The sequence below is a fragment of the Anaerolineales bacterium genome (assembly GCA_015075625.1).
In the GTDB taxonomy this organism is placed as follows: Bacteria; Chloroflexota; Anaerolineae; order Aggregatilineales; family UBA2796; genus UBA2796.
Window position 1 is genome coordinate 1,164,391 of record JABTTZ010000002.1, and the last position, 13,835, is coordinate 1,178,225.

The 13,835-nt window shown below is 52.9% G+C and carries 16 protein-coding genes; 6 read left to right on the forward strand and 10 right to left on the reverse strand.

Annotated features, from left to right (window positions below):
• Nucleotides 1-144 precede the first annotated feature (144 nt).
• From HS103_13575 to HS103_13605, 7 genes are all read right to left on the reverse strand, one after another.
• Nucleotides 145-1,362, reverse strand: coding sequence for an SH3 domain-containing protein (locus HS103_13575; GenBank protein MBE7513831.1), 1,218 nt, complete (start codon nucleotides 1,360-1,362; stop codon nucleotides 145-147).
• Between the two features lie 18 nt (nucleotides 1,363-1,380).
• Entirely contained in the window at nucleotides 1,381-1,803 is a 423-nt protein-coding gene (locus tag HS103_13580) for a hypothetical protein (GenBank protein MBE7513832.1), read from the reverse strand.
• 3 nt (nucleotides 1,804-1,806) lie between these two features.
• A complete protein-coding gene (locus HS103_13585) occupies nucleotides 1,807-3,474 on the reverse strand; it encodes a hypothetical protein (protein ID MBE7513833.1) in 1,668 nt (555 codons plus the stop codon).
• Nucleotides 3,464-5,356 (reverse strand): hypothetical protein, encoded by a 1,893-nt coding sequence (locus tag HS103_13590; protein ID MBE7513834.1) that lies wholly within the window; start codon nucleotides 5,354-5,356, stop codon nucleotides 3,464-3,466. Before HS103_13590 ends, HS103_13585 begins: the two co-directional genes overlap by 11 nt.
• 5 nt (nucleotides 5,357-5,361) lie before the next feature.
• Nucleotides 5,362-5,517: a hypothetical protein gene (locus HS103_13595; protein MBE7513835.1), complete on the reverse strand. Its 156-nt coding sequence runs from the start codon at nucleotides 5,515-5,517 to the stop codon at nucleotides 5,362-5,364.
• 307 nt (nucleotides 5,518-5,824) lie between these two features.
• Nucleotides 5,825-6,724 carry a LamG domain-containing protein gene (locus HS103_13600; protein ID MBE7513836.1) on the reverse strand — a complete coding sequence of 300 codons (900 nt, stop codon included), beginning with the start codon at nucleotides 6,722-6,724 and terminating at the stop codon, nucleotides 5,825-5,827.
• On the reverse strand, nucleotides 6,702-7,154 hold the full coding sequence (locus tag HS103_13605; protein ID MBE7513837.1) for a hypothetical protein: 453 nt from the start codon (nucleotides 7,152-7,154) through the stop codon (nucleotides 6,702-6,704). Before HS103_13605 ends, HS103_13600 begins: the two co-directional genes overlap by 23 nt.
• A gap of 125 nt (nucleotides 7,155-7,279) precedes the next feature.
• On the opposite strand from HS103_13605, the gene HS103_13610 reads away from it, so the two are divergent.
• Genes HS103_13610 through HS103_13630 form a run of 5 tightly spaced genes read left to right on the forward strand, consistent with a single transcriptional unit; the run spans nucleotide 7,280 to nucleotide 11,779 of the window.
• Nucleotides 7,280-7,534 (forward strand): GntR family transcriptional regulator, encoded by a 255-nt coding sequence (locus tag HS103_13610; protein ID MBE7513838.1) that lies wholly within the window; start codon nucleotides 7,280-7,282, stop codon nucleotides 7,532-7,534.
• 35 nt (nucleotides 7,535-7,569) lie between these two features.
• Nucleotides 7,570-7,749 carry a hypothetical protein gene (locus HS103_13615; GenBank protein MBE7513839.1) on the forward strand — a complete coding sequence of 60 codons (180 nt, stop codon included), beginning with the start codon at nucleotides 7,570-7,572 and terminating at the stop codon, nucleotides 7,747-7,749.
• Complete coding sequence (locus HS103_13620) at nucleotides 7,742-9,199, forward strand: glycosyltransferase family 39 protein (GenBank protein MBE7513840.1); 1,458 nt, start codon at nucleotides 7,742-7,744, stop codon at nucleotides 9,197-9,199. Before HS103_13615 ends, HS103_13620 begins: the two co-directional genes overlap by 8 nt.
• The gene (locus HS103_13625; GenBank protein MBE7513841.1) at nucleotides 9,189-9,533 is read left to right on the forward strand and encodes a hypothetical protein; all 345 of its coding nucleotides are present in this window, start codon (nucleotides 9,189-9,191) and stop codon (nucleotides 9,531-9,533) included. Before HS103_13620 ends, HS103_13625 begins: the two co-directional genes overlap by 11 nt.
• Nucleotides 9,530-11,779: a hypothetical protein gene (locus tag HS103_13630; GenBank protein ID MBE7513842.1), complete on the forward strand. Its 2,250-nt coding sequence runs from the start codon at nucleotides 9,530-9,532 to the stop codon at nucleotides 11,777-11,779. Before HS103_13625 ends, HS103_13630 begins: the two co-directional genes overlap by 4 nt.
• 343 nt (nucleotides 11,780-12,122) lie before the next feature.
• Here the strand turns inward: HS103_13630 and HS103_13635 are convergent, their stop codons facing one another.
• From HS103_13635 to HS103_13645, 3 genes are all read right to left on the reverse strand, one after another.
• Nucleotides 12,123-12,518 (reverse strand): hypothetical protein, encoded by a 396-nt coding sequence (locus tag HS103_13635; GenBank protein MBE7513843.1) that lies wholly within the window; start codon nucleotides 12,516-12,518, stop codon nucleotides 12,123-12,125.
• 122 nt (nucleotides 12,519-12,640) lie between these two features.
• Nucleotides 12,641-13,042: a hypothetical protein gene (locus HS103_13640; GenBank protein ID MBE7513844.1), complete on the reverse strand. Its 402-nt coding sequence runs from the start codon at nucleotides 13,040-13,042 to the stop codon at nucleotides 12,641-12,643.
• A gap of 2 nt (nucleotides 13,043-13,044) precedes the next feature.
• Nucleotides 13,045-13,410 carry a helix-turn-helix transcriptional regulator gene (locus HS103_13645; GenBank protein MBE7513845.1) on the reverse strand — a complete coding sequence of 122 codons (366 nt, stop codon included), beginning with the start codon at nucleotides 13,408-13,410 and terminating at the stop codon, nucleotides 13,045-13,047.
• Between the two features lie 68 nt (nucleotides 13,411-13,478).
• Between HS103_13645 and HS103_13650 the strand changes: the two genes are divergently transcribed.
• Entirely contained in the window at nucleotides 13,479-13,739 is a 261-nt protein-coding gene (locus HS103_13650; GenBank protein ID MBE7513846.1) for a hypothetical protein, read from the forward strand.
• The last annotated feature ends 96 nt before the right edge of the window (nucleotides 13,740-13,835 follow it).

The following is a 13,835-nucleotide window of genomic DNA, read 5'->3' on the forward strand; positions in this document are numbered from 1 at the left end:
CCTAGAGCAATGGATTGACAAAGAGAAGGAAGGGGCTTAAAATCCCATGACGTACCTGAAAAGGCTGCACGGCGTCGTCGCCAAGTGGTAAGGCAAGGGTCTGCAAAGCTCTCAATTTACGCCCCCTCAAAGTAGAGGGGGTTTTTATTTGGGGTAGATCGCAAATCGAGCATCTATTCCTTCACCCACAGCGACTACCTCAATTGCCCCCCGACGCCCTTCACTTGTCAGGATGCCTATTACGCTCCCCGCCCTGAACGAATCTCTTAGTACATGTTCGCCCTTGACCCCTTCCAAAAGATCAAAATGAACATCGGTCATGACGATGTTGGAGATGATCGCTAGTTGCGCCCCACCTGTGGCATGTATCCCTGTGCCGTCAAGGTAGAAATCTGTCGTTCCTCCGTGAAGATCATAATTCGTGTTGGGGATGATCTCTATCCGGGACTCCACAAGTCGGGGGCGATCAACCCAATATCGCACTGTCATTTCGTGTTCGGGCAACGGTTGCCCCAACTGCATATCAGGATCGATAACGAGGGGGATTGTGTGTTCCCCAGTGTGATCAAGTGCTTTAGCCTGAATTGAAACCGTTCCTTCCCCTGCCGGGAACTTTGGTATAGATGCCCACAGGAACTGATCCCCATTCGCGCCCGCAACTGCGAACGCGCCCACATCAGAGGCGCTTACAATCGTCAGCTTTAGGATGAACCATTCGCCCGGACGTGGCACAATCGGGTCCATGGTGTATTGGGTGATCGAAAGTCCGGGCGGCGGGGTGGCGGGGGATGGTGGATTGTCGTCATAGGTTGGCAGCATCATAGGATCGGCAATATCAATGAACCATGTGCTTACCCATGCGGGCGTACCCCAATACTGGAAGAATAGCCATTTCCCAGCTTCATCTCTTGCATCGAAGATGACGCGCCCACCGATCTTTAACACCCCAATTTGTTCACACTCCACACGCGGGCAAGCCCTCACCTTGACCGTATCCCTGACGATCCCTTGACGCGGGTCTTGGGCGTTCGCCCGGGCGGGGATCATCAGGGTAACAATGGAGATAATCCATAAGGCGCGTAAGCGTCGCCACAGCCGCCGCACAATCGATCCGCGCCGCCGCTCCCTACGATATAGAGAAATAATCTCAGGGATCGTAAGTGAAGGGTGTTTCGACAATAAAAACCAAGCATGATCTGAGTTTCTTGCGGCGCGGGAAGCGATTAAATGCCGGATTGCGGTATGGGCGTCGCTGACGGGGCGTCCGTAAATTGTCCCATCGGTGGGGGTGAAACCCCTCGTTACGGGTGGCACGCGATCTCGCAGCGTGCGTCGGGGAAAAAAGTAACGGATGATTCTCATGGCGTTTTTTAAAGTTCCTCATGGTATTTCCGTATGTGAAGGGGTGGGTGTGCCATAGATTGCCTCATAGGTTGCCGACCATCTGGTAAGCATCCATGGACCCGGAGTCCATGTGGCAATCGCGCCGGGCGGGATAGGTGTTTCAGTTGGGGTTGGAGAGGGCAAGGGGGTAGGCATAGATGTTCCCAATGTTGGGGCGGGGATGCTCTTAGTGGGGGCAATCTCAATGAGTGGTGTAGGTAGAATATCAGCAAGCGGCGTATCAGGGCGACGGGTAGATAGATAGAGGCTTACCAACCCAACAAACGCCATAACCCACACCATCCAATTAAACACCTTTCCCAGACACCCCGAAACGGTTTGCCGCTCTAGGGGAAAATCCATCTCGGTGGGGTCTTCGCCGGGCGTTGCCCATGCGTATTTAGGTTCTGGTTTGCTCATGGGTCACTTCGATGCATTGAGAATCCGTACCAACCGGACCCCTACCACGAGGGCAATTGCCACAAGTGCAATGAACGCAATGAAATCAACCAACCCTCCCGACATAGTGTTTAGCGTTCGGTATGTGTTAATTGCGTAATCCGCCGATGTTCCATCAAATGCATCCCCCACCACGAACGGCACGGTAGACAGTGTTAGCGCCGTTGGCGTTGGTCGAAAGCCGATAAAGCGACTTGTCGCAGTGGGAACGATTGGCAATAGGGTTGTGGTGAGAGTGAGAGTAATCGTCCCTGTGGGCGTTCGCGTGGCAAGTGCGACGGGGGTTGCCTCAGAGAAATTGCCGGGTGTGGCACTCGCCGCGATCAAGATGACAATCACAAAGATGAGCGCAATAAGGAACACTGCTGCGCCGGGCGACTGAGATACAAGACGGATCAACACCATGAGCGCACGCCACATGAAGAAAACGAAACTGATGACAAAAACGATAACCCTGACCAGAATATTGAATCCTATGACCAGCAAAAGGATCACCACAAGATCGCCCGTTTGACCAATTGACTCGCGCATTGTGCGCAAGACATAAAAGAAACCGCCGATGTTCCCCCCGATTTGATGCGCTTGATTGCGCAAATCTGCCATGGGCGTTCCCTGTGCATCAAGAAAAACCCGTGTAGACCACGCCTTGACCGCGCCTGAATATTGGGCAACCGAGGTGAGCGCCCCGTCCACCGGAATTAAGGCAACCCCCAGCACGTCACCGCTATACGCCGTTGCCAACATTGCCGTTTCGGTTGTTCGTGCCGGGATCGCCGAAGGAGCAACCATTGCCGGGCTAGGGAAGCGCGGCACTGGGAAGGGGAATCTCAAATCAGACGATTGTGGCGATGGGGTAGGAAAATGCCCTGATACAAGTGGTTCGAGGGTGTCTTGTGGCAATGCTGTGGGCGTTCCCGCACCCGGCGATGGGGAGGGTGTTTTTGTTGGAGTGAGTGGATTAGGCGTCCTCGTAAGTGAGGGCGTTAAGGTCGTAGTAGGGCGTGGCGTGTTTGTTGGTGGGGGAGTGTATTGTGATGTTGCGGTGGGTGTATGGGTTTGGGTAGGTGGTGTGGGAGTCCGGGTTACCTCGTTGGATGGGTTTTGGAAGCAAACACGATCCACAATAACGACAAACGCCTGCGCGGTATCAGGTGTTGCAGATGTCTGCACAACATCAACTTGAAGTTCGGTTGAATCGACGGCGGGAAATTGTTGCGTGTAGACATTCCACTGGTAGAGTTGGTAGGATGATTGCTGAACAACAAACTGCGAACGTGGCACATAGCCAACCATCGGGGTGAATTCAAACCTGACAGGTATTTCTGTTCGTGCTGTGAAATAGACGCGAAAATCAATACGCACGATCTTATTGTATTGATAGACGCGAACAATGCGCACATTTTCGGAATTGGGGTCAACCCCTACAGCATGAAAACCTTCCACTCCATAGGGTGATGATCCCGCTGTTTGGAATGTCCCAACCGCCGCCGCCCACATTGTCGCATTTGCGGCAGTATCTGTGATGCAGTAAAAACCCTGTGCATGGGCGCGTGCGGCGGGAATTACAAAGAGTAATCCCCCACTGACCAGACTGACTAGGGCGATTAATCCCCACAATTTATTACATTTCATTGTTCAGTATCCCCACCCTGATAAGGTTCGTTGCCCAAACGATGGTGTCAATACTGATGATCGAGATAATCACAATGAATATGTAGTAGCCGGGACCCTGAAAAATCGTGTTGTCTAGAACATAGAAGGCGAGGCAGACAGGATATAGGACGCCTTCAGGGTTTACACATGAAAATGACTGGGAGATTGTCAGGGGCGGGGAATCGCCAAGCGGTGGCGCACCGCCGAGTGGCGCGGGCGCACCTGTGTTGAACCCAGACTCTAGAGACATAATTATCACGTCGCCCAACCCGAAGATTTCGGCGATCCATTGCAATACAGTTGCAAAGAATGACAACACCGCATTGATGATCGCTCCGATCACTTGAAACACCGCGCCAATGACCAATCCCAATGTTTCAAATATTGTCCTGAAAAAGTTCACGATGCTAGATGCAGCATTAATAAGCCACTCCAAAATCCCGATAAGGAAATTCCCCACTCCCTGTATGATGTTTCGGAAATGCCCCCATAGCCACTCTGCGAATCGCGCCACAACATTCAGCACGAATTGAATGATCTCCCCCATTGTGCCAACGATCCACTCTGCAAAGCCGATGATCCAGTTCAATATGTCTAGGATCGCTTTCCCGATTTGCCCTAAGATGATCCATAATTGACACTCTAAAAATTTGCGAAGTGAACACCACAGCCAGCCGATTGTGTTCAGTATGTTCTCAACGATGTGCTGAATGTGAGGCAGCCCCGCCACACCAATCACATCTTTGGGTTCATAGATGCACTCAAAGCATTCCTCTGATTTGGTATCCCTCACTTCCTCAGAAGACTCAATTTCGCTGATACACCAATAGTTGATGACAAGCCCAGCTTCAGGTTGTTCAGCCCCCGATTCAAACGATATGTCGGTAAATTTCCCGCTGAATCGATAGCCGCTCCGAATGAAGTAAGGTTCACCCTCAAAGAAACTCAGATCGTTAAGTTCGATTGTGTGTTGCGCCCCGTCAGTCGTAGTGCGTCCGATAACGTTCGATCCCGCCACGTTCCATATAAATTCTTGGGGTGGGGCGGGATTAGAATCGTAAATAACCTTGATGTTGTACTTTTTGGTTGTGTCGAGATTGCCCGCATACCTTGCGACGCCGCCCGGTGGTAGATGTAAACCGTCTATTTGAATCGTTGCACCACCCGACACTGACCACACTGATGCTGTAAATTGCGCTCCTGACGGAAAAAGTAAGCAGCTAGGGCGGGTGACGATTGGCGCGGACGGTGTTCCGGTGGGCGACGGCGATGGTGTCAATGTCGGCGTCGGCGTGAATGTCGGGGTCGGCGTGAATGTCGGGGTCGGCGTGAACGATGGATCGTAGATCGTGAAATAAGTGAATCTGAAATTGTTCCATGTATTGCCCCCCCCTGTCGAGAACGTAACAATAAACTTTTTAGTTAAATGGTTGCCATTTTGATGTGATCGAGAATAATAGAATGAATCTGCGCCTACTGCTCCCGAACCGCCCCGATGTTCACTCAACAGCACATCCGCGCTGTTGTATTGTCGTACCCAATAGGGCGCAACGATCCAGCCCTGCGGCGAGTTCCAATTCAACCCTACGGTGCGAGGATCGCCTAGCAGTGCGTCGTCACAGAGAATATGTACCTCTATGAAACGGTCATCTCCCGACGCTTGTGGGTAAATGCCGTCCCCACCAATCGTTCCCGACAACACCGTGACGCCTGACGGTGCGCTACCAGTAAAATTCCAATTGAAAAAACGACAGTCCACACCCGATTGCGCCGAAGTCGGTCTTGCCCCAACCAAAAACATGCCCGCGAGTAGCGCCCCCAACAGGGAGACGAAAACGAGGGCATGTTTCGGGTTACGCATATAGTCTAGATCGCCTTACGGACTTCACTGATCACCTTTACGACCAATCCCAAACCGAGGCTGATCCCAGCGATCCCCAAGAACAACGGCGCAAAGGCATTGAACATCGATGCCGCCGTTGCCAACATCGTGTTGAAATCGAAGTTAAACGAACTCATCATCACACCTCATGAATCACTAAATCACGGACGAACGAAACCGATCTATAGCCTTGCTGTGCATCACCCCCTTTAGTCCTGAAAGGTTGTCAGAATCATTTCTGCGATTGCGAACACAATCAGGCTTCCCAGAGTGATCGCCGCAACAAGCCCGGCAACCGGAGCGAAAATCAAGCTGATCATTTCCTGTAAGTCGCTCACAGCCCGAATACCCTTTTGATTGCATCCCATGTAACCCGAACTAACGTCGCAACAATCAAGGCGACGATCCCGCACAGCACAGGAAGGGCGAAAAGCAAGGAAAACGTGATCACCGTCGCCCCCGGAACATCAGAACGATCAAGACTGCAAACACGAGAAGCCCAACAGTGATCTCGCCAACGGTGAAGGTGTAGATAAGTCCTACTTCCCGCCCGCTGGCGAGGGTGAGCGTCTCGGTATAATTGGCAGCGGGGGCAATGGTCGTGGTTGAGGGATCGGCTAATTCAGAAATTTCGTCAGCGTCTAGTGCCTCATTCCATAATGCGACGCGGGCGATTGATCCATACCACCCAGCACCCCCCGGCTGAACCCCTATATAGAGATCGTCCGTAGTGGACGCCCCGCCCACATAGCCACTCTCGGCGATTAATGTTCCATTTTGGTAAAGGCGCTGGGTAAATCCATCATTCGTATAGGCAAGGTGTACCCACGAAGACAGAATCGAAAAGTTTGCACTGATCCCATTGCTATAGCCTGTCAGATATGCATTAATCTCCCCTGTATCGGGAAGGAATATCCCGTATCCTGTGTTCCATGTTGCGCCGTCCGTTTTGGCGACGATCCCCCTCCAATACGTTGTCTCTGTGGCATTGACCCAAACAGAGATTGTTAGTTGTCCGGACGGATTCAATGTTGTTGAATTTGGAATAAACACCCAATCATTGATTCCATCGAAAAGCGGCGCGCTGAGTCCATCAGGGTGTATTGCCCCATTCAGGGTTGTTCCCTGATATGTGCCGTTGTTTCCATTCCCTGATAAGTCCATTGCTAGTGAGCCGCTTGTTTCATTCAGCGCCCAGTACCCCATGAGCGCCGCCGCACGGATTGCGAGAACGCGCTGACTGTAGGTAAGGGCGTGGGCGGGTGTGGCGACGCTGATCGTGCTGATCGTAAAGAGGGCGATCAGCACCCAGATCACGAGACGGCTAGGGCGGCGGCGTGCGACCAATCCACACCTCCGGTAATCCCATGTAGTACGCCCGTGCATCTTGTTTCGACTGGAAAAGCGTCACGGCGATCCCATCGGAAATCAGCACTGGATCAATCTCCACGACTTGTGAGAATGCGGCGTAAATATCATCCGCCGTTGGCTCTGCAAACCATCGACCCTCTATAAGTGCCTTTGTGCGATCCACAGAGATGATCCAATGCAGGAGTTCTGCGGGTTGTGGGCGTCCGGACAAATTGCCCAGCCGGGCAAGGGATTGCCGTAGCCGAGAATCCGAGAGCAGTTGCAGAAGAGTTGCGTCCGCCCCGGACGCAACTTCTACGAGGATAGTTCCTGTCCATCCCGGATCGACTGGGGGTTGCGCCCCCGCTGTCACGACGGGGGGCAACAAGAACAAAAGGGCAAGGGAGAGAGAGGACAGGCGACGCATAGTCTGATTATCTCAGTATCTGCCCCTCTTGGATCGTTGATTGAGTTTTTTTTGCGTTCAATAATGAACACAAAAGTACTCAGTCCTGATACCATGCAGGTGTGGGATTTAGAAGGAAGCGCCTGATGACTGTTTCAATGGAGAGTGTCCTGATTGCGTTGTCACGCTTGCCGTCGTCAGACAACCTAAAGCTGCGGAGATTGGCGAGTGAGGCGAATGTATCCATGATGAGTTGCCGCCGCGCTGTACGCCGCTTAAGCAATGAAGGCTATATCACCGCTTTCCGCGCCGCCTCGCGCGGAAATCTTACCTATTCATTCTCCCTCACGGGAAAGGGTCAGGACGTTGCCGTAGCCCTCAAATATCAGCAGGGATTATGATGGACTTTACCGACTTTACACGATGGCAACAGGCAATGAGTGATCGTGAGATCGGGGTATGGACTATCGTTATGCTGGTAGTCACGGCGCTTATCATTTTGTATGTTGTGAAGTGGGTTGCCCCGGCGGACACTGAGAAAACGGGGCGCTGGCTCATGCGGACATACTACGTTTACCTTGCAGTTCTGATGATCGCGGCGGTGTTTCGTGCTTAAACGCCTTTCTCATATTCCCGCCCCGATCCTGTTGATCGCCCTTGCCGCTGCGCTCCGATTTGTGAATCTGGGATCAGAGTCGCTGTGGTATGACGAGTCCTTCACCGCATGGGTATCAAAGTTAGATTTTCAATCCATGATCGAGGCAATCCGGGGGGATGTTCATCCGCCGCTATCTTACATTTTGACATGGGGTGTTGTGAGGGTCTTCGGTGACTCTGAATTTGCCCTTAGATTGATCCCAGCGCTCTTTGGGTGTCTCGCTCCAGTGCTGATTCATAGGATCGCCCGCGCTATTCATTTTGAGCGCCGCACAGCACTTACCGCCGGGCTAATCGCGGCGGTCCTGCCGGGGCTGCTGTACTACAGTCAGGACGCCCGGATGTACCCCGAACTTGTGGTGTTCGTTTTGGTCACGGTATGGGGAGCAGTGTCTAAGTCGGGGGGGCTATTCCTCATCGGCGGCGTGGGCGCGGCTTACACTCAAAACTATGGCTTGTTCTACATAGCGGCGATCTCCGTCGCCATGTTCTTTACCCATCATCGCACCGGAGGCGTGATTCGTGTTGCAGTGATAGCCGCCGCCTACCTTCCATGGCTACCAGTAATGTTGAGTCAAACAGGCGATGTTGCGGACGGTTTTTGGATACCGTCACTGACGTTCCCGGCGGCAATCCTACCCGCCATGACGAATACAATGGGAACGCGGATCGCCGATATGTTCCAAATTCACCTGTATGGCGGGGCGCTCATGGCGACGGTGATCGGCATCTATGCTTCGCGGCGATGGTTGTTTCGCGGGCGTGGACTGATCATCCTTGCAGCGATTTTCGGTGCGCCCTTCCTGGCGGCGGTGTTGTCATGGGTTTGGAAACCGATCTATCTTTCGCGGGGACTCCTCCCCAGCGCGGTCTTGATCGCCCTCGTTTGGGCATATGCTCTGCACCACTTGTCACGGGGAAACCGCCGCGTCATGGGGGCGATCCTTATCCCCGCGCTGATCATTGGGGTGATCTCCCATTACGCGGTGACGGGGCGTGATGATTGGCGCTCATGGGTACAACCCGTCAGAACAAAATGGGAGATGGGGGATGTGATTTACAACACCGCCGTTCATACGACAATCAATCTGGGCTACTACCTACAGGGGTATCCCTATCGTTTGCGTCCGCACGCCTCAGACCTGAATCAATCCCTCACTGAAACGACAAAAGTCGCTATGAAGTTTCATCAAGATGATTTTGATGACCTGCCCGCGCAAGGCTACCGCCGGGCATGGCTCATGTTTGCCCTCAATCCGATGTCTCGCCGGGATGAAAAATCCGAGATCGCCCGGATTCTCACCCACTATCCTAATAAACGAATCGCCGTCAAGAGCGGCGATTACTACGAAGTGGCGATCTATCTCGTGGAATTGAATGAAGGAGTCACATATGGACATGGACATTGACACAATCGTTGCCGCCTACAAAGATTTCATGGCAGCAAAATATCCCGACGATCCGCTACCAGATCAACCCATTGTGAAATTCTTTGATCCCGGTGACGATGTGCCGGATCATGGACGTTTTCTCGTATTGCCCCGTGAACAATGGCTCAAGGATCGAGATCAAAAGGGAATAAAGGACTCCCTGATGATTGCTAGACGTATGCGGCGCAAGCCCCCAGACGTAGGGTACTACCTGAACACTGGATCGTCATGGTTGTTCATTGCGCCCACACCCTCAGACGCGGTGCTGTGGTTTGACACCCTGAAATCGGAGATTGTTAACATCACAGCATGACCACCGCGCCCGCCCGCGTTCGCCTTATGCCGGGATGGATGATCGCCCTTTCACCCTTTCTGGGAATCATCCTTCCCCGGCGTTCTTCCCGTCGCCTGATGGAGCGGCGGCGGGCTACTCTTGATCGCCTTGAGCGGGAAAAGGTTTATGCCCTCCGTCGGGCGGAAATTTACAAAGAGGCACGTTTGTATGAGGGGATCATTGTTGAGTCGTTGGCACGAATGGGTTTTTGCTGGAATCCCCGGCAATCACGGGGCAATGATGAACAGGCACGGCGGCGTGGGCGCGTCGTGAAGGTCAAGATCGAAAAGGTCAGGTTTGACGAATATCGGATCGTTTACAAGCTGTTGGTGCGGCGGAGGGGTCTTATGCGTTCCCGCGATATGCTCCCCTACAAAACAAGTGCGGCGGAAATTGTCGCCGAGAAAACCCTAGAGGAATTGGGCTTTGCCCTAGAGCGCGTCGTCAAGTCAAATGACAACCCGACAAAGGGGGCGCGGTTGATTGTCTATAGGCAAGAGGGCGCGGGCGTACTGCCTAAGCTGATCAAATACGAGGCGATCCGCGAATATTTCCCTGTGGATAAGCTGCTAGATGCACCGTTGATCGTGGGCGTTGGAAAAAATTCCGTTGTTCTTACCTCTTCATTGCAGAAACAGCCCCACTGGTTTATTGCGGGCGCGTCGAACTCTGGGAAGTCAAACGAGATGAACCAAATCATCGCGTCGTGGGCGATACATCTCACCCCGGCGGATATTCAATTCATCATGATCGATCCCAAGATTGTTGAACTCCAGTTCTATGAGCGGCTGCCGCACCTCATGCGTCCGATCATCCACAAAGTTGATGAGGCGATAGACGCCCTGCATGACGCCCTTAGCCTCATTGATCGACGCACGGAACTACTTGCCTCTGATCGGGTGAAGAATATCAGCGAATACAACGCATTGCACCCCGACGCCCGGTTGCCCCGCATCGTGATCGTCATTGAGGAACTTGCCCGCTTGCTGGGAATCGAGGCGGGGAAGGCGGCTAAAAAAGCACAGTCGCTGATGGTGGCAATCGGCAACACCGGGCGAGCGGCGGGAGTCCACTTGATTGCCGTTACCCAAACCCCCAAAAAAGAGGTGATGCCCACCGAACTAAAAGCGAACATGGCACGGATGGTTGGCAAAGTAGATTCCATTGTTGCATCTATGATCGTTCTGTCCACAAGCCATGCTGCTTTGATAGATGATGTGCCGGGGCGGATGATCCTTGCGGTGGACTCTAACCGTCAGGACTTTCAAGCGCCGCTGATTACGAACGCCGATGTGCAACATGCCGTCGCCATTGCCTGTGGAAAACATGCCGGGTTGATTCGCCTTGACGGGCTGATCATTGTCCCCCTGGCGGATGGGATCATCCGCCATACGATCACCCACTGCGACGGGAAACTTTCGGCGCGGGGCAATCTATTTTATTTCCGAGATTTTGCCCTGACTGAAACTCACCTTAAAGACGTGTATCAGACAATCGTCAAAACTGACACGCCTATTCAGGTTGGGCGGGCAATCTACTCTGTGAAACGGGAAGGCAGTGGCTATCGCCTTGTCTTGCATAGCACAATTGAAGATATACCGCCCGTTCCCCCCGCTACCGACCCCGACCCCACCGATTCCGGCTGGCGGGTTGTGGATATGCCCGTCCCCGCCCCGGCACAGGCAACACAGGACGAAACTACCGGGCGCGATTTACCGGGGATCACGGAACGTCGCGCAACGGCGATCTATAAACGGGATCATGATGTTGCCGATGCAATCTGGGCGTTGAAAACCGATCCCACCGGGGCAGAATGGCTAGGGCGACGGCTTGCTGATGAGTTTCGCCGCGCTGCATGGAATGTTGACCTCTTCATCCCGATCCCACTTTCAGAAGAAAAGTACCGCACGCGGGGGTACAACCAAGCTGACCTTCTCGCTGCTGTTGCAAGTCGAGAGTCCGGTATTCCCTGTGCGTCCTATGCATTGGAGCGTATGGGCGTGGGGATTGAGCAAAAGCGCAAGCGGACGAAAGAGTCCCGGACGGCGGCAACGGCAACCTTTTGGGCAATCCCTGATCTCGTGCGTGGGCGGCGAGTCTGCTTAGTGGATGATGTGATCACGACGGGTGCAACGATGATCGCGGCGGCGGCGGCGCTCAGGGACGCGGGCGCGGTGGATGTCTATGCGTTGGCTGTGGCGTCAGGCTATGTGAGTGAGGGCTGAGTCATGAATGAAATTCTCGTCTTTGCGGTGATGTGTCTTTATCCGCTGATCTTTGGGGCGTTGCCGACATACCTTCTATGCAGGTATCGGATCGTGCCGCGTCAATCGAGATCGTCCGTCTCAGACCTACCAACGGGTGGGTTCACAAGCCGCCGCCCTACTGTGGAGTGATCTCCCGATGAGGAATATTATCGGAACATCTGCAACTTACTAATCATCGTACATTGCGGGTAAACGGGGTTTTGAGGGGCGTTTCCCGAAACATGTAAGCCTTGCGGTATAAGAAAACGCGGCGAGGGTAATTTTAGGGGTATATTAAACTGCGGGTTACTTTCGCTGCGTTTTATTCATCCCGAATTTCCAACCGCCGCCGCTGCATCCGATAGTAGCGTTCGATTCGGTAGAGACGATCATGAAACTTGCGGCGTTCCTCTGGCGTCATAGGTGGTTCGGGTTGTGCTTGACCATCACGAGGGGCAACCTTCATCTTGCGTGGTGGGGTGATCGTCGTGTCCATAGGGATGATGGTCTGAAACGAACGCGGGCGGTATGACTCTGTCACCTCCACACGGGCGCTCACTTTCCGCAAGTCACCTTCAATTCCCCCCACCATTGCCGCCGCCCAATTGTAGGACGCCGCCGCCGCGCCGAAAACAAGCGCCCCAATCAGCCCCCCACCTAAGACCACCGCCACCGCCAGGAGTATCAATTCCCCAGCCCGATTATCTTGAAAGGACACAATCGCCCATCCAGACACAGGAAAGGCAATCAGTAACAGGAACAAGGCATGAAAAAAGCACCCTACCCGCATAGCAGACCATATACCGATGGATCGTAGTCTGACGTGCATCGTTAATGCCCCTACCGCTTCTTTTGCCGTGCATCCCGAACGCGCCCATTGTGTATCTCGCTTAGGCGATCATTTTCTCGCTCTTTGTCTCTCAGGTAAGCGTCTTTCTCTTTTTCCCAGCGCTGCGGTGGTGGCACGATATAAGGTGGTTCGGGGGGGGTGGGGATGACTCGTTCCCCCTTCAAGTATCGTGACTTGTGGGTAAAAATGGCGTGAGGGCGGGGTAGTTGAGGGATGGGGGCGGCAGTTTGTTCTGAGGTATCCGATTGTGGGCGGCGAATTTCTTTAAGGGCAGCTTCTAGTCCTGCCCGCACCCCTACCCAATAGGCACGATCCGTTTCATCCTCGGCAAGGGCGATCTTTTCGGACGCCCGCCCAATGCCCATTGCGATCCGTTCGATCAAGGTTGGCATGGCTATCTTCCCGCCTTCACCGCAAATCTGTTATACAGCGACGTGAGTTGATCGATTGCAACATCTTGTACATCGGGAGGGAGTTGATCCACAAGGTTTGCTGCCAAACGCGCCTTATCGCTACGTTCGTCCTCTATAATGACGTAGCCCAATGCCTCCATGAGTTCGTTCGTATCCATCTCCAATGCAATTGCAAGCGCTACCCGAAAGCCTTTATCATGGAGCGGCATTTTGTTTCGTCCGGTTTCCCAATGTGAGACCCGTGCGTGGCTTGTTTCTTGCCCCGAATTGGACAGACGTGCCGCTAATTCATCTTGACTAATCCCTAATAGTTTGCGCCTATCCCTCAAGAACTCAGTTGCGTCCATACATACCATTACATCATTTTCCTACGAAAAGTATACGATTTTCTATCTATAAAGTGAACTACAGATAGTTGACATTTATTGAAACAAATCGTATTATGTTACTGAATGTAACAATTGGAGATAAGATGAAAGTCCTGACGTTGCGGGAGATGAAAAAAACAGAGCGGATGGTACAGGTGATGGTGCGTCTACCATCCGCCACCCGGATGAAAATACGCAGTATCACTGAATCTCTTGGAGTAAGGGAATCAGAGGTATTGCGCAGTGCTATCATGTTTTTTTTGGATGAGTATTTTACTAAAAGTAACGAATCTGGATCAGAAAAATGAACCACCTGCGGCACTCATTGAAACGCATCTATTGGACTCTGATTGCCGCACTGCTGACCGCGCTAGTGCTTATTCTCGCTGTGCTGTGGATGTGAG

Bases quoted from the DNA above. Each gene is read 5' to 3' on its own strand.
- HS103_13580 (MBE7513832.1), bottom strand. From the start codon at position 1,803: ATGAGCAAACCAGAACCTAAATACGCATGGGCAACGCCCGGCGAAGAC.
- HS103_13605 (MBE7513837.1), bottom strand. From the start codon at position 7,154: ATGCGTCGCCTGTCCTCTCTCTCCCTTGCCCTTTTGTTCTTGTTGCCC.
- HS103_13610 (MBE7513838.1), top strand. From the start codon at position 7,280: ATGACTGTTTCAATGGAGAGTGTCCTGATTGCGTTGTCACGCTTGCCG.
- HS103_13630 (MBE7513842.1), top strand. From the start codon at position 9,530: ATGACCACCGCGCCCGCCCGCGTTCGCCTTATGCCGGGATGGATGATC.
- HS103_13575 (MBE7513831.1), bottom strand. From the start codon at position 1,362: ATGAGAATCATCCGTTACTTTTTTCCCCGACGCACGCTGCGAGATCGC.
- HS103_13615 (MBE7513839.1), top strand. From the start codon at position 7,570: ATGAGTGATCGTGAGATCGGGGTATGGACTATCGTTATGCTGGTAGTC.
- HS103_13590 (MBE7513834.1), bottom strand. From the start codon at position 5,356: ATGCGTAACCCGAAACATGCCCTCGTTTTCGTCTCCCTGTTGGGGGCG.
- HS103_13625 (MBE7513841.1), top strand. From the start codon at position 9,189: ATGGACATTGACACAATCGTTGCCGCCTACAAAGATTTCATGGCAGCA.
- HS103_13645 (MBE7513845.1), bottom strand. From the start codon at position 13,410: ATGGACGCAACTGAGTTCTTGAGGGATAGGCGCAAACTATTAGGGATT.
- HS103_13585 (MBE7513833.1), bottom strand. From the start codon at position 3,474: ATGAAATGTAATAAATTGTGGGGATTAATCGCCCTAGTCAGTCTGGTC.
- HS103_13640 (MBE7513844.1), bottom strand. From the start codon at position 13,042: ATGCCAACCTTGATCGAACGGATCGCAATGGGCATTGGGCGGGCGTCC.
- HS103_13595 (MBE7513835.1), bottom strand. From the start codon at position 5,517: ATGATGAGTTCGTTTAACTTCGATTTCAACACGATGTTGGCAACGGCG.